This window comes from Desulfotomaculum copahuensis (assembly GCF_001655685.1).
GTDB lineage: Bacteria > Bacillota > Desulfotomaculia > Desulfotomaculales > Desulfovirgulaceae > Desulfotomaculum_G > Desulfotomaculum_G copahuensis.
On sequence record NZ_LYVF01000099.1, the window covers coordinates 1 to 23,600 of the forward strand.

Annotated in this window: 31 protein-coding genes; 6 read left to right on the forward strand and 25 right to left on the reverse strand. The window is 51.6% G+C overall.

What is annotated here, in order from left to right:
* Positions 1–11: 11 nt before the first annotated feature.
* A complete protein-coding gene (locus A6M21_RS06835) occupies positions 12–1,391 on the reverse strand; it encodes an IS4 family transposase (protein WP_066667301.1) in 1,380 nt (459 codons plus the stop codon).
* A gap of 162 nt (positions 1,392–1,553) precedes the next feature.
* Here A6M21_RS06835 and A6M21_RS06840 point away from each other — a divergent pair, with 162 nt between their 5' ends.
* Positions 1,554–2,603 (forward strand): transglutaminase-like domain-containing protein, encoded by a 1,050-nt coding sequence (locus tag A6M21_RS06840; RefSeq protein ID WP_066667303.1) that lies wholly within the window; start codon positions 1,554–1,556, stop codon positions 2,601–2,603.
* Here A6M21_RS06840 and A6M21_RS06845 read toward each other — a convergent pair.
* The 10 genes from A6M21_RS06845 to A6M21_RS06890 all read right to left on the reverse strand — a co-directional run bounded on the left by A6M21_RS06845 (position 2,600) and on the right by A6M21_RS06890 (position 12,490).
* Positions 2,600–2,785 (reverse strand): hypothetical protein, encoded by a 186-nt coding sequence (locus A6M21_RS06845; protein WP_066667305.1) that lies wholly within the window; start codon positions 2,783–2,785, stop codon positions 2,600–2,602. The two genes, A6M21_RS06840 and A6M21_RS06845, sit on opposite strands and share 4 nt — an antisense overlap.
* Positions 2,786–2,903: 118 nt before the next feature.
* Positions 2,904–3,530 (reverse strand): HD-GYP domain-containing protein, encoded by a 627-nt coding sequence (locus tag A6M21_RS06850; protein WP_078060465.1) that lies wholly within the window; start codon positions 3,528–3,530, stop codon positions 2,904–2,906.
* A gap of 92 nt (positions 3,531–3,622) precedes the next feature.
* On the reverse strand, positions 3,623–4,288 hold the full coding sequence (locus A6M21_RS06855) for an N-formylglutamate amidohydrolase (RefSeq protein ID WP_066667309.1): 666 nt from the start codon (positions 4,286–4,288) through the stop codon (positions 3,623–3,625).
* Positions 4,289–4,336: 48 nt separating this feature from the next.
* Positions 4,337–5,761: a stalk domain-containing protein gene (locus A6M21_RS06860; RefSeq protein ID WP_078060457.1), complete on the reverse strand. Its 1,425-nt coding sequence runs from the start codon at positions 5,759–5,761 to the stop codon at positions 4,337–4,339.
* A gap of 18 nt (positions 5,762–5,779) precedes the next feature.
* Positions 5,780–5,980, reverse strand: coding sequence for a DUF3006 domain-containing protein (locus tag A6M21_RS06865; RefSeq protein ID WP_066667311.1), 201 nt, complete (start codon positions 5,978–5,980; stop codon positions 5,780–5,782).
* An 82-nt stretch (positions 5,981–6,062) separates the two neighbouring features.
* On the reverse strand, positions 6,063–6,281 hold the full coding sequence (locus A6M21_RS18320) for a hypothetical protein (protein ID WP_151191829.1): 219 nt from the start codon (positions 6,279–6,281) through the stop codon (positions 6,063–6,065).
* Positions 6,282–6,415: 134 nt separating this feature from the next.
* Positions 6,416–6,934, reverse strand: a complete 519-nt coding sequence (locus A6M21_RS06875; protein ID WP_066667313.1) for a CHAP domain-containing protein — start codon at positions 6,932–6,934, stop codon at positions 6,416–6,418.
* 148 nt (positions 6,935–7,082) lie between these two features.
* Positions 7,083–8,660: a copper amine oxidase N-terminal domain-containing protein gene (locus tag A6M21_RS06880; RefSeq protein WP_066667314.1), complete on the reverse strand. Its 1,578-nt coding sequence runs from the start codon at positions 8,658–8,660 to the stop codon at positions 7,083–7,085.
* A 73-nt stretch (positions 8,661–8,733) separates the two neighbouring features.
* Positions 8,734–10,545, reverse strand: a complete 1,812-nt coding sequence (locus tag A6M21_RS06885; protein WP_066667315.1) for a hypothetical protein — start codon at positions 10,543–10,545, stop codon at positions 8,734–8,736.
* Between the two features lie 67 nt (positions 10,546–10,612).
* Complete coding sequence (locus A6M21_RS06890; RefSeq protein ID WP_066667316.1) at positions 10,613–12,490, reverse strand: hypothetical protein; 1,878 nt, start codon at positions 12,488–12,490, stop codon at positions 10,613–10,615.
* Between the two features lie 28 nt (positions 12,491–12,518).
* Between A6M21_RS06890 and A6M21_RS18695 the strand changes: the two genes are divergently transcribed.
* Positions 12,519–12,767 carry a hypothetical protein gene (locus tag A6M21_RS18695; protein WP_161486021.1) on the forward strand — a complete coding sequence of 83 codons (249 nt, stop codon included), beginning with the start codon at positions 12,519–12,521 and terminating at the stop codon, positions 12,765–12,767.
* On the opposite strand, the gene A6M21_RS06895 is transcribed toward A6M21_RS18695, so the two are convergent.
* Together A6M21_RS06895 and A6M21_RS06900 are read right to left on the reverse strand one after the other, a co-directional pair.
* On the reverse strand, positions 12,757–13,182 hold the full coding sequence (locus A6M21_RS06895; protein WP_066667317.1) for a hypothetical protein: 426 nt from the start codon (positions 13,180–13,182) through the stop codon (positions 12,757–12,759). The two genes, A6M21_RS18695 and A6M21_RS06895, sit on opposite strands and share 11 nt — an antisense overlap.
* A gap of 59 nt (positions 13,183–13,241) precedes the next feature.
* Positions 13,242–14,321, reverse strand: coding sequence for a copper amine oxidase N-terminal domain-containing protein (locus tag A6M21_RS06900; RefSeq protein ID WP_066667318.1), 1,080 nt, complete (start codon positions 14,319–14,321; stop codon positions 13,242–13,244).
* A gap of 108 nt (positions 14,322–14,429) precedes the next feature.
* Between A6M21_RS06900 and A6M21_RS06905 the strand changes: the two genes are divergently transcribed.
* Together A6M21_RS06905 and A6M21_RS06910 are read left to right on the forward strand one after the other, a co-directional pair.
* Entirely contained in the window at positions 14,430–14,825 is a 396-nt protein-coding gene (locus A6M21_RS06905) for a type II toxin-antitoxin system RelE/ParE family toxin (RefSeq protein WP_066667319.1), read from the forward strand.
* Complete coding sequence (locus tag A6M21_RS06910; RefSeq protein ID WP_078060458.1) at positions 14,822–15,115, forward strand: XRE family transcriptional regulator; 294 nt, start codon at positions 14,822–14,824, stop codon at positions 15,113–15,115. Before A6M21_RS06905 ends, A6M21_RS06910 begins: the two co-directional genes overlap by 4 nt.
* Positions 15,116–15,263: 148 nt before the next feature.
* Here the strand turns inward: A6M21_RS06910 and A6M21_RS06915 are convergent, their stop codons facing one another.
* On the reverse strand, positions 15,264–15,713 hold the full coding sequence (locus A6M21_RS06915) for a type II toxin-antitoxin system VapC family toxin (protein WP_066667320.1): 450 nt from the start codon (positions 15,711–15,713) through the stop codon (positions 15,264–15,266).
* Positions 15,710–16,012: a type II toxin-antitoxin system Phd/YefM family antitoxin gene (locus A6M21_RS06920; RefSeq protein WP_066667325.1), complete on the reverse strand. Its 303-nt coding sequence runs from the start codon at positions 16,010–16,012 to the stop codon at positions 15,710–15,712. Before A6M21_RS06920 ends, A6M21_RS06915 begins: the two co-directional genes overlap by 4 nt.
* A 574-nt stretch (positions 16,013–16,586) precedes the next feature.
* Here A6M21_RS06920 and A6M21_RS18325 point away from each other — a divergent pair.
* On the forward strand, positions 16,587–17,123 hold the full coding sequence (locus tag A6M21_RS18325) for a hypothetical protein (protein ID WP_151191831.1): 537 nt from the start codon (positions 16,587–16,589) through the stop codon (positions 17,121–17,123).
* A gap of 28 nt (positions 17,124–17,151) precedes the next feature.
* On the opposite strand, the gene A6M21_RS06925 is transcribed toward A6M21_RS18325, so the two are convergent.
* Genes A6M21_RS06925 through A6M21_RS06935 form a run of 3 tightly spaced genes read right to left on the reverse strand, consistent with a single transcriptional unit; the run spans position 17,152 to position 19,568 of the window.
* Positions 17,152–17,583, reverse strand: a complete 432-nt coding sequence (locus A6M21_RS06925; RefSeq protein WP_151191832.1) for a hypothetical protein — start codon at positions 17,581–17,583, stop codon at positions 17,152–17,154.
* Positions 17,584–17,599: 16 nt separating this feature from the next.
* Complete coding sequence (locus A6M21_RS06930) at positions 17,600–18,169, reverse strand: TadE/TadG family type IV pilus assembly protein (RefSeq protein WP_078060459.1); 570 nt, start codon at positions 18,167–18,169, stop codon at positions 17,600–17,602.
* Positions 18,120–19,568, reverse strand: coding sequence for a hypothetical protein (locus A6M21_RS06935; protein WP_066667332.1), 1,449 nt, complete (start codon positions 19,566–19,568; stop codon positions 18,120–18,122). Before A6M21_RS06935 ends, A6M21_RS06930 begins: the two co-directional genes overlap by 50 nt.
* Positions 19,569–19,771: 203 nt before the next feature.
* Here A6M21_RS06935 and A6M21_RS06940 point away from each other — a divergent pair, with 203 nt between their 5' ends.
* Positions 19,772–20,224 (forward strand): hypothetical protein, encoded by a 453-nt coding sequence (locus A6M21_RS06940; RefSeq protein ID WP_066667333.1) that lies wholly within the window; start codon positions 19,772–19,774, stop codon positions 20,222–20,224.
* An 8-nt stretch (positions 20,225–20,232) separates the two neighbouring features.
* On the opposite strand, the gene A6M21_RS06945 is transcribed toward A6M21_RS06940, so the two are convergent.
* Genes A6M21_RS06945 through A6M21_RS06975 form a run of 7 tightly spaced genes read right to left on the reverse strand, consistent with a single transcriptional unit; the run spans position 20,233 to position 23,575 of the window.
* Positions 20,233–20,472: a DMT family transporter gene (locus A6M21_RS06945; protein ID WP_242868790.1), complete on the reverse strand. Its 240-nt coding sequence runs from the start codon at positions 20,470–20,472 to the stop codon at positions 20,233–20,235.
* A gap of 13 nt (positions 20,473–20,485) precedes the next feature.
* Positions 20,486–21,262: a dolichyl-phosphate beta-glucosyltransferase gene (locus tag A6M21_RS06950; protein WP_078060460.1), complete on the reverse strand. Its 777-nt coding sequence runs from the start codon at positions 21,260–21,262 to the stop codon at positions 20,486–20,488.
* Entirely contained in the window at positions 21,234–21,695 is a 462-nt protein-coding gene (locus A6M21_RS06955) for a TadE/TadG family type IV pilus assembly protein (protein ID WP_066667341.1), read from the reverse strand. The genes A6M21_RS06950 and A6M21_RS06955 overlap by 29 nt, the downstream gene beginning before the upstream one ends.
* Positions 21,692–22,177, reverse strand: coding sequence for a prepilin peptidase (locus A6M21_RS06960; RefSeq protein WP_161486022.1), 486 nt, complete (start codon positions 22,175–22,177; stop codon positions 21,692–21,694). Before A6M21_RS06960 ends, A6M21_RS06955 begins: the two co-directional genes overlap by 4 nt.
* Positions 22,178–22,223: 46 nt before the next feature.
* Positions 22,224–22,406, reverse strand: coding sequence for a hypothetical protein (locus tag A6M21_RS18330; protein ID WP_066667345.1), 183 nt, complete (start codon positions 22,404–22,406; stop codon positions 22,224–22,226).
* 17 nt (positions 22,407–22,423) lie between these two features.
* Positions 22,424–23,305, reverse strand: a complete 882-nt coding sequence (locus tag A6M21_RS06970; RefSeq protein WP_066667348.1) for a type II secretion system F family protein — start codon at positions 23,303–23,305, stop codon at positions 22,424–22,426.
* Between the two features lie 12 nt (positions 23,306–23,317).
* On the reverse strand, positions 23,318–23,575 hold the full coding sequence (locus A6M21_RS06975; RefSeq protein ID WP_066667350.1) for a hypothetical protein: 258 nt from the start codon (positions 23,573–23,575) through the stop codon (positions 23,318–23,320).
* Positions 23,576–23,600: the final 25 nt, after the last annotated feature.

Below are 23,600 nucleotides of genomic sequence, written 5' to 3' on the forward strand. Positions count from 1 at the left end.
CACGGCACACCTCAACTTTCGCAGATCGAAAGCTGAAGCCGTTCCTTGAAAAACACTGGTAAACGGGAAACAAAATGGTCTATAAACTCCCGGATCTTTCTATCTGGAAGAAAAAGGAGCTCTTCCAAGCTTTCTTTCAGAATATCAAGGAGCAAGAACAATGCTTCAGAAAACTTGATATCCTGAAGTTCATCGCAATAATGGTAGAAAAGGTTGCCCAGTGTCCGGGGATCCTCATTGTTCCTTTTCTCTATAGCCAGCATGATGTACCGGCAGAACACGATGGTCGTATGTGCCACCATGGCATCATAGGAACGTCCCTGAAATTCTTTGCCTGGTTTCAAAAACGATTTGGACATCTTGAAGAAAACCTCAATATCCCAGCGTTTACCGTAAATGCGGATGATCTCTTGTTCGCTCAAGGAAATATCTGTAGAAAGGAGAGCCAGCCATTTTTTCGACCGGTTGCGATCCCTGACAAAAACGATCTTTGCTTTAACCGGACGCCCTCCTTTGTCCCGGCCCAGTTCAACAACCACCGAGGCCAGGATCTTGGCCCGGCCGGGCTTCTTGTAGATATAGTTGTAGAGTTTTTTGAGATTCATCTGTTCGCCCAAATACCCGTAGAACACTTTCGGCATTGCCTTGAGCATGCAGATGGTCTGCAGGTTGTGTTCAAGAACTTTTATGATCACCGAAGGGTAGGCAAACCGACTGTCAAAAAGAAGGTACTGGGCAGTCAGGTGGTAAGGACGGATCTGCCTTAGCAATTCAAAAATAATTTCGGTGGCTTTCCTGGTACTCTCAGCCCTTCTTTTATAGCCATTGGTGCGCTTATCAACTGGCTTCATACCGCAAAGACGATTTTTCTCCTTCTCTGAACTGAGCAGGGAAAAGGCCAGCGGCAAAAACGTGTTTCCGTCGGACCAGCCTAGAGTAAGCATCCGGAAGCCATGTACAAACTTATTTTCTACGTGGTCAAATACTTTCGCCAGCAATTCTACGGTTTTGCTCCTGTTACGGCTGTAAAGGGAATCATCGATAATGAGCACTTTCACCCTATCCGCAGAAGTCAAATCGGAAATGGAGTTGTTGATCAGTGTAGAACTCAAAATCGCCAGGAATTTCCGCCAGTTATACCGGGAGGAATTTAAAAACCGGTAAATTGCATCCTTGGCCGGGTGTTCCTCCATGCGTTCCGTTTGCAATGTCTGGTACAGGTTTTTGCCAGTAAAAACCAGTGAAAAAATAAACCTGAACAAAAACAAGCAGGAAAAGCCTTTTTCCTTGTTAAAGTTAGCCTGACGAAGTAACCTGCCAATTTTATGGCATTTTAAAAAATTATCAACCTGGTTTTCAACTCCATACTTTTCTGGTAGAATAGAACTCATAAAGCATCCCTTTCTATTTATAGAATTGTTTGGCGATGATTCTATTTTACCATAGAAAGGGATGTTTTTGTTATGTTATTACCGAAAAAACCAGGAATATCAAGGCTTTAGGACAAATTTCCTGTAGCGAAACTTGAGATAATTATAAAAAAGGGTGTGAGGATGATCGGTGTTTTGAACCGCCTTTCCAAGTTAGATACCAGGATTTCCATCATTGTCAAGCAATTTAGCGATAATTCTATTGTAAGAATATATTGTAACGTTGTAGGTCTCTTCTTTGCTTTCGTTTTTGCGGCCTTGCTGGCACTTATGCCAATATTATATCTATTCAACCCCTTCTATACAAATTGGTTTATCGTTCCTAATTTCAGCAATAAGAGGATAGAAATCGTTAAGCAAATAATATTGGAGAATGCGGGTAATAAGAGTGAATCGGCTGTAGTATCTATGTCAAATACATTCCCAGAGATCATGAATTACAAATATAAACTAAATGTTGCCTATTCTTTGGACCCTTATAAGTATGATAAATCAAAGAATTACTTTAAAATCCTAGTACCAAGCCACTCTAGGAGACGTTTCGTTGTAAAGTATATATTTCAATTAGGAAACAGGATTGAAATTACAAGGGGCAATATTGCGGTTGATGCAAGCGCTCCCACCATTCAATCATTTGATCCGACAGTCACAGACTCCAATAGAAATATTGACAGCACCGCAAAGGCGATCACTGTGAACAACACCACTCCGTATGACAAAGCAGAAACAATATTTAAGTATGTGATTGATTATATGACTTATACCTACGACTACAGATATGCTCACGCCGGAGCCGCATCCGCTTATTCAACAGGCAAAGGAGTCTGCGAAGAGTACGCGGGATTGTTTACAGTGATGGCACAAGCCGTCGGACTCCCATGTAGATATGATTATGGGATAAGAATCTCTGAATTGACAAATAGTTATCAGGAAATTAGCACAGGGCACGCCTGGCCCGAAATAAAACTAAAAGACGGACAGTGGGTGCCCATAGAAGTTACCCAGAATAATCCGGGCACTCGGCGTAGTATGGATTGGTTAAAAGCAAATCTTGACAGAGCTTTCAGGAATTCCTATGGAATATATATACGTTTCAATATGGATAGTCAGGTTAGTAGCGTCAATGGAGGGAATATTACTAGCATGGGAATACTGCTTGTGAAGCAATTTTAGATCAAACCAACAATGAACGTGATTATTATCGGAACAAGCGCAGTTGCGACACAAACAATAAGTCCCCACATAAAGACAATACTTGGGTAGCTTGGGAAAAATAATGTTGGCCCCATGAACACCAAAAACAGCCATCCGAGTATGATCGGTGCAACCATCGCTATCCGCGCCAATGTTTTCAAAATACGTTCCTCCTTCTTTCACGAAGACTTCCCAAGAAAAAAATCAAGGTCCCGGCAGAACGGCCGGAGTCGATACATTCTTCTGACTTCAATCAACACAGCAAACCCCGCCTCCGCCTTATCCACCGACGACCCTCCCCACCGCCATAATTTTCATCCCCGCCAACGCCGCCACTACGTCCCCCGAAAACCCCTGCCGCTCCAGTTCCATAAGAGCCTCGGCCCGGGTGAAGCTCTTGTCCCGGTATGGCCGGTGCTCCAACAGCGCCGTGAAAACCTCCACCGCACCAACGATCAGCGACAGCGGGTGAATTTCACCACCTTTCAGCCCGCACGGATACCCGGACCCGTCGGCCCGCTCATGGTGTTCCTTCACTATGCGGCACACCAACTCCGGCGCATCCGGCCAGTGCTCTCGCAGGTAATACTCTCCGGCAACAGGATGCGCCTGGACCAGCTTTCGGTCATTGTCGTCCAGGCCAGCTTTGTCCACTAAAATTTTCGGCCAGTGGCTTTTCCCACAGTCGTGGAAAAAGGCCCCCTGTGTGAGAAGATCCAATTCTTCCCCGGTAAAGCCCAGTTCCCGGCCAACGGCTTCGGCGTAACCCGCAGTGGCGATGGCGTGGTGGTACAGCGTTTCATGCCAGGCCAGCATTTGTACAGCCAATTGGTTTTGCCCCTGGTACTTGAGCATTTCGTTGAGCCATTGGGGGGCGTGGGGTCTGTATAGCATCAAGTTTTTCAAAAATGACACCTCCGTAGTAAAAATAGGCATAAAAATAGCCCGGAAGATCCGGGCAAAAATCATCGTTTCAATAGCAAAAAGGTAGCTATGCCTTAAAAAGCATGATTAAATTCTTCCACTAATTGGCTGAGCAGATGTATTATGGATTCACCATACTCTTTGCGTAGGGTCAGCGAAACTTCCACTTGCGCAGTGTTGAAATTTGAACCATAACCTTCATATCGTTTCCCGTCACCCAGGCGGTGGAATGCCTTAGATTCATTTCCAACAAAGTATCGGTCCATAATAACGCTGGTTTCCGCAGGCAGAATTTCTTTGGCGAGGGCTGTCGCTGAACCATAGAGCCATTCCCTAACGTCTTCCGAACACGAATTTCCCTGGCAGGTGCCTATTTCGATAGCATGCCGACCATGATTATTATCCACCATTCCGTGAATTGCCAAATGCAGATACGGGGCGGTGATCAGTCCTGTTCTCTCATTCAAAATACGGCAGTGGCTTAATATTTCTCTTATCACTTGGCGATACTCTTCTATAGCTTCCCGGTTGGAAGAGCTTGGAGGACGGTTTAAGTCCGCTTCGGTTCTGGAAACCGTCGCTATTATGCACGCACACCCGGTGAGACGTGCAACTCCTGCAACAATTTCAGCCGTATAAAGATCGGCTTTCGGAGAAGTAGCGTGCACCGCATCAACATGCGCCCGCAACTCGCCGTTACCTAACCAATACTTCACAAACCTACCTTCAGTGAATACCATCGTTTACCTCCCCCAGTAAACTCGCTAAAATGGAATGCATGGAATAAATCATGGATTACATATTTTACATGGAACATATCCCGCTTTAATAGCATCATCCCGCGTTTTAAAATAAACCCTGTTACCCTCCGACGGTAACGAAGAACAAGACGGTAAATGAAACTTTTTTGTATTTTTATTTCCAATGTATCCGCCTGCTACCGGGATTATTGGGGCCGTAGGAGTAATCACTGTATTGGTATCAGGTGCCCTTGGTTTAACCGTGCTCCTCAGCTTTTCCACGGTAATGTTATTCCCGTTGGACGTAAACACCATCGTTCCGTCCTGGTCGGTCCGGTAGACCTGAACCCCGGCATTCGCTAGTTTAGCGAGCGTCCCTTTATCAGGATGACCGTAGTCGTTACCCGCACCAACAGAAATGACCGCATATTTCGGAGCTACCGCTTTAAGAAAAGCTGGACTTGTGGAACTACTGCTGCCGTGGTGCCCCACTTTGAGCACGTCCGCCTTCAGGTTTGCCCCGGAATTTAGCATTTCACCTTCCGACTGAGCTTCGGCGTCTCCGGTCAAAAGGAAGGGGATATTACCGTACTGAATCCGAGTCACGGCGGACCAGTTGTTCAGGTCATCATAACTGGAACCCACGGGAGCAACAAAGTTGACTTTCAAGTTTCCCTGGTCGAACACCGTTACGCCGGCTTTAGCGGTGATAATTTTTAAACCTTTTGCTTTTAGCGCTGTCAGAACATCCTCGAATGTTTTGGTGGTAGTTGTAACCCGAGGCATAAAGACCTGGCCGCTTTCAAATGACTGGATCACGTTATCCATGCCACCAATATGATCTTCATGAGGGTGGGTGCCTATCAAGAAGTCAATTTTCTTTATTCCCTGTTGTTTCAGGTAGGATACCACTGCCGGACCGTCATCGTTGTTTCCGGCGTCCACCAGCATATTCTGTCCATTTGGGAACTGGACCAAAATGGAGTCGGCTTGGCCAACGTCAAGAAAGTGAACTTTAATTGTCCCAACTGGTGTATTGCTTTGGCTACCAGAATCGCCAGAAGTAATGGTAACAACCTGATTGGTTCCGTCCCAGGCAACCCCGGCACCTATCGCTTCACTAACAAATCGTAGCGGAACCAATGTGCTTCCGCCAATTACTCGTGCCGGTTCTTGCAGAGTAACGGGTTTCCCATCTTTGTATGCTATTTTTTCTCCAATGGAAAGCTTTACAGATATACCATTTTTTATGGCAAAAATAGTTTGCGTTGTTCCATCCCAGTTTACTTGTGCCCCGAGCGCCTGAAATATTGCCCTGAGAGGAACCAGCGTGACATCATTTTTAACTATTGGCAGGACATCGAATCTCACGCCTTGACCATTAACGAATACTTTTGGTGTGGCAGATGAAGGAGTTGCATTTAGAAAAAGTAGCAGTATAAGCGATATCAGTAATGATATTGGTTTTCTCATATTTCCCCCTTATTAAGATTAATCCTCAAAAAGGTCGTCTGCCTGCCTTTTAATCGCTTCTGCCCTATCAGCAGTAGCTTTTTTGTCAACAGTAATATTTATTTTAATTACATCACCTTCCCGTGCATCATTTGGAATAAGAGGTTTTGGAATGTTAAATGTCTCCTGATTAAATTCAACAACTGCCCAACTTCCCTCAAAGCGGTCTATAATTAACATAGAACACCTCCCCAGTTTTGTTACTCACTCGTTATTTTCGTTAATTTTATTATACTAGGGTTACCCCAAAAAGAATGTCGAATTATGCTAATTTCTTTTTTATTTTTTCTTTCCGCTCAGATAATAGTTGAATCGGAGCGATGTCTACCGTAAGCCGTTGATGGGGAGCGCCGCAGACGGCATATGCCGCAACTCCATTGAAGCAGGCCGCCCACCACCGGACGGCCTGCGATTTTCCTATACCTTTATCCCTCCACCTGCCGAACATCTCTGCCACCCAGTCCACCGCAATCTCCGTCATAACCCAAAACCCCACCGCCATGTCCACCGTAGGCCGCTGGTACGCCACTTGCATGGCACACGGGATCTGCGAAAACAGCGGCCTTACCGGGACGACGCAGAAGGCTTTGGCCGAGGACGCGAGCAAGGTAACTATCATCTCCCCAGCGTCAAAAATCCCACACCCTTCATCCCTCCCGGCGGCCAGTAGTAGTAATTGTCTCGGTATTCGCATCCGTGCCACACATCCCATCCTTTGGGCGGCCATATACCGCTTTCACGGACGCATATCACCTGCCAGCCTTTGGGTTGGATGTTGTCCACCGCGTACACCCAGGCTACATGGCCGTAATGATCATTGGTGAACGATTTGCCCCCATTGAGCGCGTCCAGGGCTATCGGTTGGAAAACCATAATGCTGCCGGCCACCGGTTTGTTCACGGCGCGGACGTGGTAAACCTGGCCCGTTACCGTGTAGGCTGCCGCGCCGTCAAGGGTCCTCCAGCATCGGGCGTCTCCAGCCCATGGTAAATCAACGCCCCAATGCTGCTTCGCCATTTCCCAGGCGTACCAGCAGCAGTTTCCGCCGTCCCAAAGTGTGTACGGGTTAGCCAGGGCCGGTGCGGGCAGTGCAAGAGTTAGGGCAATGACGACAAACAGGGCAATTTTGCGCAATCGAATCACCTTCCTTTCCAGGAAAATATCCCTGAAAAAGAAGCCCCGCCGGCCGGCGGGGGTATAGAGAATCCGCGAAGATTTTGCTGTGTTATTATGCCCAGTTTTGCGAAAAAGCGCCGCCCGAAGGCAGCGCCCACCCTATCGTTCACTTCGTCACGCTCACCGTTTGGATACCGGCATCCCATCCCACATGATACCCGAACGCTTCGGCCACATACCGGGCCGGCAGGCAAATGCGGCCGTCCTTTTCCACCGGTGCCACGTCCATGGTGTTAGCCTGGCCGTTGACGTAATAAGTAGTGCTGCCGATGACAAGCTTCACAGTCACACCGTTCATGGTCAGCGTGGCCGTGTTGGTGTCGCTGTCCCATGTAATGGCGTTATCCGGCACGCCCAGGGATTCAGCCAGGTAACGCACCGGGACGTATGTCCTGCCCTGGTCGGTGAAAGGCGCGGCGTCCATGCTGTACACCTGACCGTTTACGGTATAGCTTTTTTGCCCGATGACGAATTTAATGTCCTGCGACGATGCGGCCGGTGCGGGCGGCTGGTTCCCCTGATCCGTATTGCTCACACTTTGATTATTCTGCTGGCTGCCTTGCATATTGCCCTGGCCGGCGGCAACTTGCTGACCGGCCGGCTGGGGCGCGTTTACCGATGTCCATTCCAGGCCGCTGTCGGTTACCGCATAGAGTTCATCAGGACTTCCCTGATATAAGTATAATCCTGCGATTTTATTGTTCTCCAAACCGATATTTTGCCATGCGTTTCCCTTATCCCACGAAGCGTAAATACCTTTTTGGGAACCGGATGAATAATCGGTGCCCACATACATACCGGTATTACCTATGGCAACGCTGGTCGCTCCCCGGTGGGCATATATATTTTTCCACGTCTTGCCCTTATCTGCGGACAGGTAAACACCTTTCGAGGGTACCACTACGGCTATGGTGCCGTCCTGGGACGAGAACGCGATGTCATAATAGCCATCCGCCAGGGGCAGATCTGCTTTGGTGAAGCTGCTTCCTCCGTTTGCGCTGATGTACACACCGTCCTGGGTTTGGATGAGCATGGTTTTGTCCGTGGCAAAGTTGGGCGACAGCTTGATGTTATAGACATAGCTGCCGGCATAGTAAAGCTCCTTCCACGCGGTTGGATCGTAATCCGTTATGCTCGGGTTGCCGTAGAATATCTCCGGCCCGGCGGCGGCGTACATGGTGCCGTCAGGTCCGAAGGCAAACCCGGGCGGGTACTTCGGCGTACCCGGCAGGGATGATTGAACCTGCGGCGTTATATTGGTGAATTGCAGCGGATTGGAAGATATGTTTGTCGCATACAATCCCGCTGTGGTGGATATTGCCGCCAGATCCGGAACAAGCGGTGAAACGAACATTCTGGCTGTAGGCTGTTTAATGGTCGAACCGGAACCGTACACCAAACTATAGTTTTGCTGTACCGATACCGCGCCGGATGCCGCGGAAGGCTCCGTCCAGGAGTTGCCGCCGTCTTTGCTTTCGTAAAGCGCCCCGCCTGTAGCCATATACACCGTCTTGTCCTGCTGAAAACCGGGTGACAGAGCAACATACGTCGGCGGCGGCACAGTGCCGATGGAAATGGGTATCGGCGGGTTAAGTTGGGTCCACTGCTGCCCGGCCAGCGCCGGTAATGGCGCGGCTGAAAGCAGCAGGCCGGTTAGGGCTGTAGCGACGAGTTTCTTGAGCAAGAAACATTCCCCCTTTGGGCTTTTATATTTTATTTCGGATATGTGAACAAAAAAATAAGGGCGCGAGGCCCTTTTAACTCCATGGTGCACCGGTAACCAACGGTGCCGTCACATACCCGGAAACGTTGTTTATAGGGTTGCCATAATTTATATATTGGCGGCCGCCCCAGCCAACACCGAATTGTGTCCCGCCGGATATTGACTGTAAGCCGGCGGCGAATCCTGCCTGTATGCCTGAAGGTAAAGAAACAGAAAAAACATTGTCAATGTAATATGCCGGGTATACTACATATCCGGGACCGTAAGGAAAAGGTACGTATTGTTGAGTGGGGGTTGTTGCCCCAAGGGTACTCATTAATGTTCCGGATATATCAAATATACTAAACGGCGTACTGCTTGACAACCAATCAGTTCCAATCAGCGGCCCCGTTGTTCCATACTGAAGTTGTAAGTTAAAATTAGGAATTCCCGAATTAGCAAGCATGTTGCACACGTTGTTTACGTCTCCTGAAGATATTTGCACAATACCTGAACCACTAAAGGTATAAGAAAAAGTTTTGGTTACCCCATTAGCCGTTATCCCAAATGTATAAGTTCCAGCTTGTATATCTTTGGGAGTTCCGTAAAGACCGTAGCAACTCGCGGTATTAGTTTGGTTCTGTGGTGCTGGATAACCGGAAGGCAGGGCGGTGACTGGCTGCGGGATAACAACCACCGTGCTGCTATTGGCCGGTATCCGGGTGCCGGCCGGGATTGTACCTGAACCCGTAAACCAAAGACCACTATATCCATTTAAAGTGTAAAAAAGATCTGCTGTAAAAGGAATATTCTGGTTTAATATCACGTCATACGGCAACCCGTTATACAATGTGGCTATTATCTCCGGGGTAACCCCATAAACCGGGTTACCGGCTCTGCCGCTATAACCGATTATTTGCAGGTTTGATGATGTGCAGCTGAATGACACGTGCGGCATGTTCACCGGGATAAGCTGAGAATTTGTGCCCACCACCTGTTGAGTATCTATTTTCCCGATATGGGTGTCACCCGGGTCGGGTGTTAGAGAATACTTGGGTATAAAGCCGGGTTGGGCCAGGATCATGTATGTTCCATTCAAATACTGATGCGAGTAATCCGTAGAAGATCCGCTTATACAATTTTGAACCACAGGTGTAACCGGGTCCCAATAATACGCTTTTGAGTTATCCCCGCTGCCCAAATCAATGAAGCTCCCGGAATTGGTGGGGTCCGCACCCGTTGTCCAGATAGTGGCTATGAGCTGTAGTTGGTATGAAGCGCCTGGCGGTGCCCCGGACGGCACCAAAGCGTCGGCGTATTTGATACCGTTTGCCGGAATGGTTACGGTTTCAGCGTATGAGCCCAATGCACTCCCCAGGCCGACACTGGCCTGAATTGGAAATGGATTGGGGTTTTGGACTTCCGCCACCGTCAGGTAGCCACCCTGGGTTGACCAGGCGGTATTATTGATGTTCCATTGCGGCCAGTTGCCCGGGTTGGTGTCGATCTGCTGGCCGGAATACTCAGGAGTGGATACGTTGCCGGTGTACGGATTTTCCATAACTATGACCTGGACCGGATATACCTCGGTGGTGTGCTGTATGGTTTGATAGGTGGTGACCGGGATCTGCTGGGTGATATAATCGGTGTACTGGTAGTTTACCCAGGCGTAACCGTCCGGCTTATTGGTGAATGGATCACACTCCACAAATAAGTTTGTGCCGTCCGTGGCGGTGGTATAGTACCCATATACCTGCTGGCCGTTTACGTTCTGCCAGGAGCATGTGTCGGCGTAGGCGGTAACTGCGCCGAACACCAGGAACACCAGCAAGGCGGCCAGGAAAGTTTGGATTGCCCTTTTAAGCAATGAAGATCATCTCCCTTCAAAATCTCGTTTAAAAAGCGCCCGGCATGGATGGCCGGACGCTTTTCGATTATTGCCCCGTCGGTCCGCCGGGTTCTCCAGGGTTGGGCACCAGACGCACATGGATCTTTGGCGGCGTTGGAAGATAAAGCGGCACCCGTTTCCAGGCGTTATGCACTACCGGAACCTGGATCGTCTTGTAGGTCGTAACCGGCTTTTGTTCGTACCAGGTTACCCAGCCTGGTGTTTTGGTGCCTCCACTGGATGTACTTGTGTTTTGCCCTGATGTTTGTACGTTGCCCGTGGCATAGTTATCGCTGTACGTAGTCTCCATCTGTCCCGTGGCCTGGTAGGCCATGTTCTGGGCCGTATTGATGGTACTCCCGGTCAGCGGGTCGTCTACCGTCACCATAATGTAGCCGTTTACCGAACCGTTGCCGGAGATCATATTCTGCGTTATCGTCCACTGCTGCGTCACTGTCTGCGTACCGTTGGCCGGCAGGGTTATGGTCTGCGTGTTCCCTATCCCCGTCCAGTTCTGGCCGTCCGGGCTGGTGTACCAGTCCACCCGTACCGGGCCGCTTACGGAGAAGCCGTTGGTTATCGTGGCCGTGGCGTTTAGTTGTGTTCCGGCCTGTATGTTTCCTGCTGCTTTCGCGCCGGTGTCCGTGAGCTGTACGGATATGTTGCTCGGCTGCGGCGTGGGCGGCGGTGGCGGGTTATTACTACCCCCGCCGCCGGAGGGCGGCGCCGTGCCCGGCGATGCGGCCGCACCCAGGGCGTAGTTGTCCTGGTAGGCCGCGGGCAATCCGCTGAAGATGTTTTGCCGGCCGGAAATGCTTTCCACGGTTTCCTGCTCGCCGGTGTTTCCGTGGACCATTCCCCCGGCAAGTGGACTGTTGCCGTAAGCATATGCCGTGATCAGGTTTTCCGGTTGCGGCGTGCCGTAGGCCGTTATGCTGGACAGGTTGTTGCCGGTTGTCACGGAGACGTTGCTTAAATCCAGGTTGGCCGTCACCAGGTAGCGGTAGGGCACGTTGGGCTTGTTCCAGGTGAAGCTCCACGACACGGTGTTCTGCTGGAGGCCGCTGCCCGGGGTGACGCCCTGGCCGTAGTTGATCTTCTGGGACATGATTGCCCCTGGCAGCATGGTCGGCCCGATGTCGGTGGTCACGCTGCCGATGAGCTGGATACTATTCTGCTCAATCAGGTAGGCGCGAAGCATGACGTTTTTGGCGATGAACGGCGTGCTGTTCATCACGTTGGCCGTCCACGTCTCCGGCGCGCCGGCCTGGCTCTGGCCTACGGTGGGCTGGACGTTCAGCACGGCCAGGCCGTAGTCGTAGGCCAGGCAGATGTCGGCCACTGTGGGCGACGAGTTGTACATGGCCGTGGCGCATTGCTGCGTCAGGTTTACGTCGGTGCCCTGGTAGCTGTCCGTAGCCCACCAATATTTCGGCTGGCCGTTGACCACTGCGCCGGCGATGAAGGTGTCGTGGGTCTGGTCGCCGTTGGTGATGCATAGCGGGTTAGTAAGCGTATTCCACGATGGGTTTAGCGGCGGTTGCGTTCCGTCGTACACCGTGCCGCTCGGCCCGCCGCGCTGGATTGGTTCGCACTCGCCGGTGCCGGTGAAGAATGTCGTGCCGTCCGGCGGGACGTGCGTTTTCCAGTAAGACGGACTGATAATGTAGCTGCCGTCGGTGTCCTGGGGAACACCCAGGGCCTGCAATAGCCCTTCGAGGGTGGTCACCGTGTGGCCGTCCACCGCCAAGCCGGCGTTAGCGCCAACATCCGGGGGCGTCAAGGCGGTGTAGCCGCCGCTCAGGTTGTTGGCGTTCAGGTCCGATTGGTTGTCGAACACCGCGCAGTACATGGCTCCTTTGTACTGGGCGTTCGGGTCTGATAGGAAATTGTTTGTGTTGCCGTATTCGTTCACGTAGAACATGGTCCAGTGCTCGCGGGTGTACAGGTTCTTGCCCGCAGCGGCGTACAATGGTGGCGGAGACCAATTAGCAGGGTTCTGCCAGTTTATGTTATTTGCGTTTGCTGGCAATGCCGCAATGGGAATTGTCAATATCCCAAAGATCACCGCCGCAATGAGGAATTTTAATCGGTTAAACAACACTATCCGCCTCCTTTGGAATTTTTGTTCAAAAAGAAAAGCACCGGACGTTTCCGGTACTTTTCAGAAGTATTTGGTTTTGCGCTCGATTAGTGGTTAAGTAGGGTGGCAATTACGCCAGCGAATCCAACCAAAATCGCTACTACTGTGCCAATTGCCCACAATCTGATGTTGTTTAGCTTATCATCCATTTTGTCCATGCGTACACCAAGCTTATCTTCCACTTGGTCAATCCGGTTAGTTAATTTCTCATCAACCCGGTTAATTTGGTTGGTTAATTTTTCTTCCACCTGGTTTATCCGGTTGGTTAATTTTTCTTCCACCTGGCTGATCCGGTTCTCCACCTGGTTAATCCGGCCTTCCACCTGGCCTATTCGTTGAGTTATCTTATCGTCCAAGTGGTTAATCTGCTGAAACAGGACAAGGAATTCTTGTGACACCAGATGTCTCGGCGGAGTATCATCTGGCGGCTGTTCACTAGCAGCCGCAATTTCTTTAAGTGCATCATCGGGCATGGCCATCACCTGCCTTTATCACCCCCATTTTACACCATAGCGGGACAAGAAACAATGGTTCACTGGGGAGGATATACTCCTTCTTTTATAACGCCATTGGTAAAGTCTGCCCCACCGTCACTACTCAGGCCATTAATAAGTTCCGGAATTCCGTTAATGCCCTCAAAAAGTTCATAATTTATGTCATCCTGGCTCGAAACGCCCATCATGGCCACACCGTTTTCAGTCCTCAGCGGGAAGCAAAGATGCCCGGTGCCCGGCTTGCCGTCCACCATGTCTTGCCCCTGCGTGGTCCCCACGGTGTAGATGCGGTAGTTGGCCGGATTGTGGAACCACCCGTACACCGTCAACTTGCTTCCGTCCCACTTGATGTTCCCCGCCGGCACGCCGAACGCCTCGGCCACGGCGGTGAAGGGGACGTAGATGGCACCGCTGACATTTGGATCAACCTCACAGGTCCCTGGCTTATAGACATCAGGGTAATGAGAAATTTCCCAATCAAGGCCATCCTTGCTTCCCACCAACACCGGCGCGACCGGCAGCGTCACCGTATACGTGCTCCCGTCAAACTTAGTTGCCGTGGCCACCTTGCTACCCACATGCATCTCCAGGCTCTTGATGGCCGGCTGGAACGGCCCGGCCTGTACGCCGGAAGTCACCGGCGGCGGGTCCTGCCCCGGCGGGTAAACCGTCACGGTCTGGCTGGCGGCATCCCAACCAACCGCATACCCGAACGCCTCAGCGACATACCGGGCTGGCAGGAACGTCCGGTTCTGCCGGACCAGCGGGGCCACGTCCATAGCCTTGGCCTGGCCGTTAACCGTATAGCCGGTGCTGCCCACGGTAAACTTCACCGTGGTGCCCCCCATGCTTAGCGTGGCGGTCTGGCTGGCGTTATCCCAACCGATATTGTCATCAGTCACGCCCACGGCGTTGCCCACGAACCGCAGCGGCACGTAGGTCCGTCCGTTCTCGGTGAACGGAGCCACGTCCATAGCCTTAGCCTGGCCGTCCACGGCGTACCGGGTCTGTCCGATGACGAAGGCGGCCTTGTGCGTTGGGCCGGCCAGGGCTGGCAGAGTGAAGGCCGCCAGCGCAATCAAGAAAATGCCGGTCAGTAGAATGGTTAGTTTACGCATGTTATCACGCTCCCTTTAAAATTTTTGCCGGGTTGACGGCTCCGGCGGGCCGGTTTTTCATTGACGCGCTATATCAATTTTGATATAATATGACTTGGGGTGGAAAGAATGGGCCGAATCACCAAAAAAGAATTGCTGGAAATGCTATCCCAATGCACCAGAATTGTTATGACTGAAGAAGTTGCGCAATATATTTTAAATCACCCCCTGCCAAAAGTATCGGCAAAAATCCTCCACGACATCATGTTACTGAACGAATTTGGCCTTAAATTGCCGGACAGATACATTCATCGCATATGGGGCAGCAATGAAAAGCTATGGGAATTGCGAACGAAATTTGCCCGTTATGATGAAAGAACCTTGTTCTTTTCCGTTTTAGGAGATAGGTTTTTGCTGACAAACTGCTTTCGTAAGTTTTCAAGCAAAGTGCCGCAATCGGAAATCCGAAAGGCCGAAAACATTTTCCACGAGTTTTTGCAAACGATAGGAGGGGAAAACAAATGACTAAATTCGTTACTATGGACGAAATCACCAAGCAACTTGAAAGCAAACCTCAAATCATTGAAGAAATGCTTGTAGATGAACCACGTTACCAAATTGCCAGGGCCATTATCGGCGAACGGACCCGGCGTGGATGGAGCCAGGGGACGCTTGCTCGTAAGGCTCATTTAACACAAGCTCAGGTATCCAGACTGGAAAGGGCGCGTATTGGAAATTTCGTTACCGTTTTAAAAACCCTTGACGCACTTGATCTTAGGTTGGAAATTATACCATCAAAGAACCGTAAGGTATGATTTACACCGGTCCCATATAATATCACGTTGACAGTGATATTATATCGCTATAACGGTGATATTGCGGTTTTTTTACACCGGCCGCAGGCCCGGCACTAGAATCACCAGCAGCGCCAGGAAAACGACGAACAGGCAAAACCGAAACGCTTTAACCATCCCCTTCCAACAGCCGCACATATTTTTTCCTGTCGCCCAGGGAGTTCACCAACCTTTCATCGGCAGTCCAGAAATCACAAGCCCCGGAATCCTTCGCCACCACTTCCGCCACCGCCAGGTAGGCGGCATCATAAAGGGTGGGAAGGTTTTCTGTCGCGGCAATCTCCCAGGCTGTACCGGATACTTTTTCGTTGTCCAGGTAAGATATAATCCTCAACCGGCGGAACATGCGCCAAGCCTCCCCCGCTTCCTCGGGGGTTATTTCTTTTTTCCGGGTCTTTTTACGCAACACGCTGCCCACTTCGGCCCAGGCAAAAGCCGGTAAAACCACATTCTGACCGGATTCAACGATACGCTCCATCAAGTCGGCCGCCGCTTCGCTTCCGTCTTCCCATGTGAGCAGCTTCACCAGTATGCTGATGTCCAAACAGACGAAACTCATCGCCCCTCTCCTTCCCGCAGTTCCCGGATCAGGGGCACGGAATCCTGCTGTTTTCCCCTTTGGGCCATTTTCCCCCTTAACCGGGCGATCTCCTGCAGGGCGCTCTTTGCTTCCTCGGCCCGGAACAGGGTTTCCGCCGCCTCAAGTTTTTTCAGCATTTCCTCGTAAGCGGAAGCCTCCACGATGTAGACGACGGGTTTTGACCTCTGCAAGACCACCGCCGGTTCACCGGACTCCAGTACCTGGGCGATTATCTTGCTGGCGTTCTGACGAACCTCCGTGACGTTAGCCATATGCATTAACAACAACTCCTTTGCATGGATTGCTATTAATAGTATAGCATACAATAAGATTCTTTGCAAGAAATAATTTACAATATAGGGCCGGGTTTCCTCGCCCCCCCCCCTGATCTGCTACTTTTGCCAGAAATAAGAATTATTATATGTCATCTTGAAGCACGTATATCTGCATCCCTAACGGCCAAGCGTAAATAAAAGACCAACCAATTTTGGATATTAGATCGAACTGCCATACACCCCAAAGCAGGATTAACGGAAGAAGTAAAATTGCAAATAAAAGCACAAACGCCAACACAGATTGTTTAATTTTTTGTGGCAACGGTATCCATACCACCCTTAAACAGATTTCGGAAATCCCTTGCCACGGAGGGAAGGTGGAAAGCAGGATATCTAAAGGGCGATGAGGAATATTTACTAACTGGTTTGGGTTCCAAAGAAAGTAAAAGAAGTGTCGTATATTTTCGCCAAAATACATTGAGTGAACCCAATAACCAACGGATACTAATGCCATTCCGATCAACCAATGGATTACCAACCAAAAGATTATACTCTCAGACAAAGGGGGTATCGTAATTTGCTTGAGCGCACGGGTATGATCTTTACTTTTGCGGTTTCCATGGCATGGTTGATAATGACACGATCGTTGAGTATACCTTTCTTTATTGCTATGCTCGGAGTAGTTATTATTTTTCATGTTATGTATGAGCGAATTTCGCCGAGTGTCAGTACCTTCTTTAGGTTGACCAGGAAGACAAAACACGAATGGCACCTCCAAAAAAATATAATTCCTTCTTTGTTCCTGCTTTCATCAAACTCACCACATATGTCATTGCGGATACTTTACCGGGATATGTCGATTGCCCTATATGCTGCAATTAACAAAATACCTGACAGGGGCACGATCATAGTTCAAACACATCTTTTTTCCCCACTTCATCTCAAATATTTTTCAATAAAACCTGAGTATCAGGAAACAAAACCAAGCATCTTTTCAATAAGTTTAGCAGGAATTGTTATGTGGGTGACATCTTGCGCTCGCTTTGCTTTGGGCAGAGGGTGGAATAAACCGCATTTCCATACCTGGTATCGCCTATCAATTAGAAAGCATTAAGGCCGGGTTTCCCCGGCCCCCTGATCTGCTACTTTTGCCCCGGCTGCCCCTGCCCCGGCGGGTTCCAGTGAACAGCCACGGCCTTGTTCCCGTTGACCAACAAATCAACATGTATTCCGGGTTTCAGGTATTTGGTCAAATCCGTAGCCTGGCCCGGCTTGCTGATAAAATCCATCCCCGCCTGTACGCTGGTGTACTGGTCCGTCTTGACCGTGATGGTCTTGCCGTTGAACTGCGGGTCCCCGGAATGCGTTACCTTTATGGTGATTTCGTCCGGCTTGACCGAAACCACATCGCCGGAACGCACCATCTTGTTCAGCTGCTCCTGCTGCTCTTTGGCCATGGCCATCATGCGAACCTTGGGCAGGTGGTCCGCAAAGTACCAGTGCCCGCCGGCGCCCAAGGCGGCACCGGCCAACAAGGATAACACCACAACTAAAGCGAGAGTCCCTTTTCGCATAACCTAACCTCCAATTTTAGTTATTGTTGACAAACGCTTGCCCGGTTCCCATCGTGCTCACCGGTATCTTGTAATATGACTTGCTACCCCAGAGCAACGCGGCCGCCGCACCGGCCCAAGGAGCCTTGACCCTTACGCCCGCCTTAATGTCATAGGAACTGTCGCCCACCTTTGCTCCGTTCCAATCACCGCTCATATTGAAATCCACCCCGGCCCCCGGGCTTAGATTACCGGCATTGGCCTGGAACAAGTGCTGCGCCGCGCTTTGCGCCGCCGCCTCATCCTGGATCTCGGCTTTCCACTTGGTCACATTCTCCTGCACTCCAGTGACGTTTCCGTCTGAATCCGTAATGGGTTGATATTCAATACTGGCCGGAACCGTGGTGGCGGTAGCGGCCGCGGCGAGAGAACCGGCGTCTGCCGCCGTCTGTAATTCTTCCTTGGCGATGTGCGCCCGGCCGAAGTCAATGGCCAGGCCCCAGGCAAAGAAGATAAACGGCAGCATCAGGGCGAAAAACAGGGGTAAAAAGCCGTCCTCATTCTTTAGTGCCTTCACAATTTTCGTAAACCACCGCAATGTCGTCATGGTACACCTCCTTCCAGCCCTTGCAATGTTTGAGGTAAAGGTCTGTAAATCCGCCCGTAGGCATGAGCACGGTTTTGACGTGCCAGCACGCCAGTACCGATTCCGGTGTGTCCTGCGGTACTCCGGGCAGTGGCGATCTGGATAGGGCGATATAATCCTTCCACACCGCCCCGGTAACGTACATGTCGGCCCGGCCGTCAATGAACGGTTTAATGTCACGCCAGATCAGATAGCCGCCCCAGGAATAGTAGTTAGCCACCCGGTCGGTTAGCCCATGTTTTTGCAGATAATCCACGGCCGCTACCGGAAATCTTAAATTTTCATGCGGCTGCTCCGTCCACTTCGGCGGCAGGATAAAGCAAACCATGGCGAGAGATAAAAATATGACCAGGGGTGAAATGAAACGCTCCCACCGTCCGGCTTCTTTTTCACATCCGATGTTCCACCCGGAAAGAATCCCGCTGACGACTACCGCCCAAACAAACGCCAGGTACGGGGTATGTCGCACCGAGCGCAACGACAGGGCCGTAAAGAGTAAGAACAGGATTAGCTCCCTTAATGTGATCCTTCTTGTGGTGGCTACTGCAAAAAGACCCGATAAAATTAAAAACCCGGGAAAGATCATGAACATACCCAGGTGGAAGTTGGGCGACGCCCATTCGCTGATGTTATTGATGATCTGAGGAGTGGACGAAGCCATAACAGTGTACGACCAAAGGGCCGGTCCCTGCGGGTTGATGAAGGTGGCCAGAACGCTTACTATGAGTGCCAGGCCCATCTTACGATTCAGCTCACGGGAAACCGATTTGTTTATCACGGCCCCCAGGTCAAGGGCGAAATGCCCGTATACCCACTCCAGTACCAGCAAGGCCGGCCCCAGGGGAACGGAAGCATGTTCGTTGGCCCACGCCAATGCGATGACCGGCAGAAACCAAATTAACCCCGGTCTTTCACGGTACGATAACAGAATGTACATCCACAGGGCGAAAAAAGCCTGGGCCATCACATGCGGCCGCGAGTCCCAAAACACGGCCGCGCCGGAGGATGCCACGATGAAAACAAGTACAGCCGCCGGGCCGGATAAGCGCCGGGATATTAGCCGCCACAGGCACCACAGGAATACGGCGCCGGCTGCGGCGGTAAGAAGCCATACCCCCCATTTGCCCCCGGCACGATACGCCCAGCAGGCCAGTAGCTCCCAGCCCCATTCGTGGGCTACCCAATAATGGCCGGGCATACTCCAGGAGAAAGGATCGGCCCGGGGTATGCCGTGGGTCATGATGTATTCCCCCGTTTTAATGTGCCAGAGGGTATCTCCCTCTACCTGCTGGCGGCCGATTGCGGCCAGCACCAGCAAGGACCATGCGCCGGCCAGGGCGGCCGGGAATTTAAGCCTCATGTAAACCACCTCCATGAAAAGAGAAGGAATTTCATTTCTTTTTGTCGAAAAGCATTTCATAAATAAACATAGGAATGCCAATAAAAACACCTTGGAGTAGTAGGATTATTGGAGCCAACGGTATAAACACTATACCAATCATCCTATAATACCATTTTTCCGGTATCAATTCTAAAACCTCATTAACATAGATAGGAAAAGCCATGAATAAAGCACATAAATACATAAAAGCCAAGAAAATTATTGAGTTATGCATTAGTCTTAAAAACCTCCTGTTAAAATATAAACCACCCTACCGAACAAACAAAGTTTTTGATTATTATTACAATCTATATGAAAGCCTTGATTGCGTTACCCTACAAAAAGAACTAATTAAAATATCAGGAGAGTATGATTCTGAAGACGATCAATCATTAAGTATAGCTGTGCCGTTTTATCTTGCCTTGCTGGCATTCATACTGAAGCTGTCAAGCAAAAACAACAAGATTCTCTTTTTATATCCCATTGGGTTCTATGCAGCCTTTTCCGTCTTACTTTTTCTTAGCACGAGAAAAGCATATAGAAAACGAAATCTGAAAATTAAATTATTGATAGTTGAACACCTCATCAAAGAAAAGCAAGACAAAAAACAAAAGTATTTCCTTTTTAGCGACTAGTAAAAATTTCAAAGCCCATTTCCTATCGTCATCAAAATTCCGGCCGCTATCACAAACAATCCCGCCCCTTTCGTTGCCGAAAACGACTCTCCCAGGAATAGTGTCCCGAATACCTGGATCAGCACGAAGTTCAAGGCCAGCACCGGATAGGCGGCGGAAAGGGGCAGCCGCGCCAGCACCAAAAGCCAGACCGCGGCCGCCACCCCGTAAAGGATCACCCCAGCCACCACCTGTACGCCGCCGGGCACCAACTGCCCTGCCCTAAAGCCGGTCACCCCCAACTTCATGCATAACTGCCCCGCCGATCCCAGCAGGGCGGACAGCATCGCCAGCACGTAACTCACCCAGCTCCCTCCTTATCCTCCAGGTATCCTTGAGCATCTGCCACCCGTCATTAACCGGGGAAACCTTAGATCCCGGAACGTGGCGCCAGGCCACCGGTATCTCCGCCACTTTAAGGCCAAGTTTTTGCGCCAGCATCAAGGCCTCCACATCGAAGGCGAAGCGGCGGCAGGTCAGCCGGGGAAACACCGCCCGGGCGGCATCCAGGGTAAACCCTTTAAGGCCGCACTGTGTGTCGGTGAAGGGCAGGCCGGTGATCATGCGGGTCAGGTAGGCGAACAGTTTCCCCAGTGTTTCCCTGGTTATCCCCTGATCAACCCTGGTCTGCCTTCGCCCGATGGCCACATCGGCGCAATCCAGGGCAACCAGGATCTTCTTTATTTCCTCCACCGGCGCGGCCAGGTCGGCGTCGGTGAAAATCACCCGCTCCCCACGGGCGGCCAACATGCCCCGGGCTACACTGTACCCCTTGCCCATGTTTACCTTGTTCCTGATCAGCCTTACCGGTTCATGGGTTTCACATATGCCCGCCGTGTCGTCGGTAGACCCGTCGTCCACCACGATCAATTCCCACCGGTAAGGCTGACGTTTAAGGTATCCGAGCACCCGGTGCAGTGTTCCCGGGAGTCTGGCCGCCTCGTTGTAGGCCGGGATGACCAGGCTCACATTAATTTGGTTCGTCTTTAAACTCGGCATAACCGCTCACCGTGATGTACTTGGCCAGGACCGGCGCTTTTGGGTTTAAAAGTTTCGGCAACCCGGGAATGGCGTTGGGCAGGTGGTAATATACCCACACCCGGCTGTATGTGCTGTCGTCCTGGAGCACCACGTCCGGATGTACGGGGTTCGGGTTGGTGGGATCAAACGCCGTATGCGGGTCACCCGGGTTACCTCCCCCGATCCTGGCACCTGTATAGAGGGTGGTTTGGATTACATCCTCCGCCCTGGCAAGAGCCTGAGACTGGTCGTGCGTTACGGCCAGGGTGCGGGCTGCGTCCCGGGCGGCGGAAAAGCAGTCGCCTTTGGCGTTCGCGACCATACCGTAGACCAGGATGCCGAAGATAAAGAAGAACAACAGGCTCATGAAAAGGACGAATTCCAGCACGTATCCCCGTTCATCCCTGATCACGCCCACCACCTCCAAACCAGTGCCAGGACCATACCGGCGGCAAAGAACGGGGCGAAGGGTATATATCTACCCACCGGTTTACATCCCGCCCGCAGTTGGCCCAGGGCGGCCACGTGCCCGGCCAGCCAGGCTCCAAGACGACGCCTGCGGGCCTCCGTAAAGGTGAGCCATAAAGCGCATATCACCGTGCCCAGCCAGGCCCCCAGGCCCGCCGACGTAAATCCCACCAGCGCGGCCGCGGCGGCGCAGAGCTTGGCATCGCCCATGCGGGCCAACCCGACCAGGATCAGCGGCAGAAAGAGCAGCATACCCAGCCCGGCGTCCATGAGGGCCAGACGCCACTGCACGCCAGCTATAAGTATGCCGGCCGCCATGACGGTCACCGTTGCAATGTTGGGCACCTTCTTTTCCTTGATATCCCAATAGGACGTATAACCGCAGAGCGCCGCCAAAAGCAAAAGTTTTACCGTGAAAATAAACATCACCCCCATATAAAAGCAAAAGGCGGGGATTGCCCCCGCCCTGCGATTAGTTGCCGCCGTACCCACTACCCATGTAACTTCCAGTGTTGGAAAAGGTGTTATAGGCCGGAGCCTTGACATAGCGCTGGTAGCCCCAGTAGCCCAGTCCGACCATGGTGGCCGCGATGAAAACCCACTCGATCACGCCGCCGCGTTCGTCCTTGATGAAGTTCCACAAAGTCCGCAACATCCGCTTCTCACCCCCTTTCAGTGCCATACATTGGTGAAATTAATCAACATACCGCCGACCATGAAAATACTACCGGAAACCATCACGGTTACGGCAATAATAGCGGTAATCAACACTTCCGCTTTCTGGATGGCCGCCATGTCTTCCGACTCCTTGCGGTCATCCAGGGTATGCGCCAGCCGGCGCAGGTCCTGAGCCAGGTTGCCCCCGCCGAAGCGTTCCGCGCCGGCCAATTCGGCGGCAAGCTCGTTTGCTTCCGGCAAATCAAGTTCGCGGGCCATGTCCTGCACGGCTTCGGAAAGAGATTTGCCGCCCCGCCTGACGTCCTCCACGATGATCTGCGCCTCCCTGGCCAGAGGGTCCCGGTCGGCAGTGCCGGCCAGGTCGTCAAAGATGTCCAGAAGGGCTACTTTGCCGGCCGCGCCTACAGCAAGCTGACGGATAAAATAGCCGAATTTCCGGCGCGCCTGGCGGCGCGTTTTATCTGCTGTTCTTTCCAGCCACAGCCCGGGCAGGGCCACGCCGGCGGCCAAAAACACTAATGCCGGAAGCGGTCCCACGCCCGAAACCGTGCATAAGACTGCCGCCAGTATGCCCATCACGGCGGCGACCAGACGAAGGCCCTGGTACTCTTCGGCGGTCATCCCGAACGGCGATCCAGCCAGGCGTAGCATAACGGCCAGGCGTCCGCCGCCCACCAGGTCCAAAAGCGCCCGGGGAGCACGTTTTTGCGCCATTTCTCCCAAGTCACGTAAACTGGCAGCTACCCGTTCCCGTAGCGTGGTTTTTTCGCCCTTCATCCGCCGGATGCGCTCGTCAATAGGGTTGCTGTTCCGCCAGGCCCAAAGTCCAACAATCAGGCAAAATACCGCCGCGCCGGCCAGCAGGGCAAATATCATGCACACCACCACCTAATACCGAAATGTGAGGGATAACAAATGCTGGGCCACCGCCGCGCTCCACCCCAGGCAGATCATCACGAACCCCGGGTCGGAGCGGAATTTAACGGCCAGGGCCATGCCGGCGGCCATTTCAATGGCCAGGGCAAGCGCTTTGCCGACTTGCCTGCCCAGTATACTGATTAACAAGGCTGAAAGCACTGCCTTGGTCAGCGACAGCACGGCAAGCGCGGCCAGTGCTCCGGTGATGATTGCCGGCAGGCGATCCATGGTCGCGGATGCGGCCCGGTACGTG

Excerpts from the sequence above, each read along its gene's own strand:
- A6M21_RS06835 (WP_066667301.1), bottom strand. The coding sequence starts at position 1,391 with ATGAGTTCTATTCTACCAGAAAAGTATGGAGTTGAAAACCAGGTTGAT.
- A6M21_RS06840 (WP_066667303.1), top strand. The coding sequence starts at position 1,554 with ATGATCGGTGTTTTGAACCGCCTTTCCAAGTTAGATACCAGGATTTCC.
- A6M21_RS06855 (WP_066667309.1), bottom strand. The coding sequence starts at position 4,288 with ATGGTATTCACTGAAGGTAGGTTTGTGAAGTATTGGTTAGGTAACGGC.
- A6M21_RS06860 (WP_078060457.1), bottom strand. The coding sequence starts at position 5,761 with ATGAGAAAACCAATATCATTACTGATATCGCTTATACTGCTACTTTTT.
- A6M21_RS06865 (WP_066667311.1), bottom strand. The coding sequence starts at position 5,980 with ATGTTAATTATAGACCGCTTTGAGGGAAGTTGGGCAGTTGTTGAATTT.
- A6M21_RS18320 (WP_151191829.1), bottom strand. The coding sequence starts at position 6,281 with ATGACGGAGATTGCGGTGGACTGGGTGGCAGAGATGTTCGGCAGGTGG.
- A6M21_RS06890 (WP_066667316.1), bottom strand. The coding sequence starts at position 12,490 with ATGTTCTACGTGAACGAATACGGCAACACAAACAATTTCCTATCAGAC.
- A6M21_RS06895 (WP_066667317.1), bottom strand. The coding sequence starts at position 13,182 with ATGCCCGATGATGCACTTAAAGAAATTGCGGCTGCTAGTGAACAGCCG.
- A6M21_RS06900 (WP_066667318.1), bottom strand. The coding sequence starts at position 14,321 with ATGCGTAAACTAACCATTCTACTGACCGGCATTTTCTTGATTGCGCTG.
- A6M21_RS06905 (WP_066667319.1), top strand. The coding sequence starts at position 14,430 with ATGGGCCGAATCACCAAAAAAGAATTGCTGGAAATGCTATCCCAATGC.
- A6M21_RS06910 (WP_078060458.1), top strand. The coding sequence starts at position 14,822 with ATGACTAAATTCGTTACTATGGACGAAATCACCAAGCAACTTGAAAGC.
- A6M21_RS06915 (WP_066667320.1), bottom strand. The coding sequence starts at position 15,713 with ATGAGTTTCGTCTGTTTGGACATCAGCATACTGGTGAAGCTGCTCACA.
- A6M21_RS06920 (WP_066667325.1), bottom strand. The coding sequence starts at position 16,012 with ATGCATATGGCTAACGTCACGGAGGTTCGTCAGAACGCCAGCAAGATA.
- A6M21_RS06925 (WP_151191832.1), bottom strand. The coding sequence starts at position 17,583 with ATGCGAAAAGGGACTCTCGCTTTAGTTGTGGTGTTATCCTTGTTGGCC.
- A6M21_RS06930 (WP_078060459.1), bottom strand. The coding sequence starts at position 18,169 with ATGACGACATTGCGGTGGTTTACGAAAATTGTGAAGGCACTAAAGAAT.
- A6M21_RS06935 (WP_066667332.1), bottom strand. The coding sequence starts at position 19,568 with ATGAGGCTTAAATTCCCGGCCGCCCTGGCCGGCGCATGGTCCTTGCTG.
- A6M21_RS06940 (WP_066667333.1), top strand. The coding sequence starts at position 19,772 with ATGAATAAAGCACATAAATACATAAAAGCCAAGAAAATTATTGAGTTA.
- A6M21_RS06950 (WP_078060460.1), bottom strand. The coding sequence starts at position 21,262 with ATGCCGAGTTTAAAGACGAACCAAATTAATGTGAGCCTGGTCATCCCG.
- A6M21_RS06960 (WP_161486022.1), bottom strand. The coding sequence starts at position 22,177 with ATGTTTATTTTCACGGTAAAACTTTTGCTTTTGGCGGCGCTCTGCGGT.
- A6M21_RS18330 (WP_066667345.1), bottom strand. The coding sequence starts at position 22,406 with ATGTTGCGGACTTTGTGGAACTTCATCAAGGACGAACGCGGCGGCGTG.
- A6M21_RS06970 (WP_066667348.1), bottom strand. The coding sequence starts at position 23,305 with ATGATATTTGCCCTGCTGGCCGGCGCGGCGGTATTTTGCCTGATTGTT.
- A6M21_RS06975 (WP_066667350.1), bottom strand. The coding sequence starts at position 23,575 with ATGGATCGCCTGCCGGCAATCATCACCGGAGCACTGGCCGCGCTTGCC.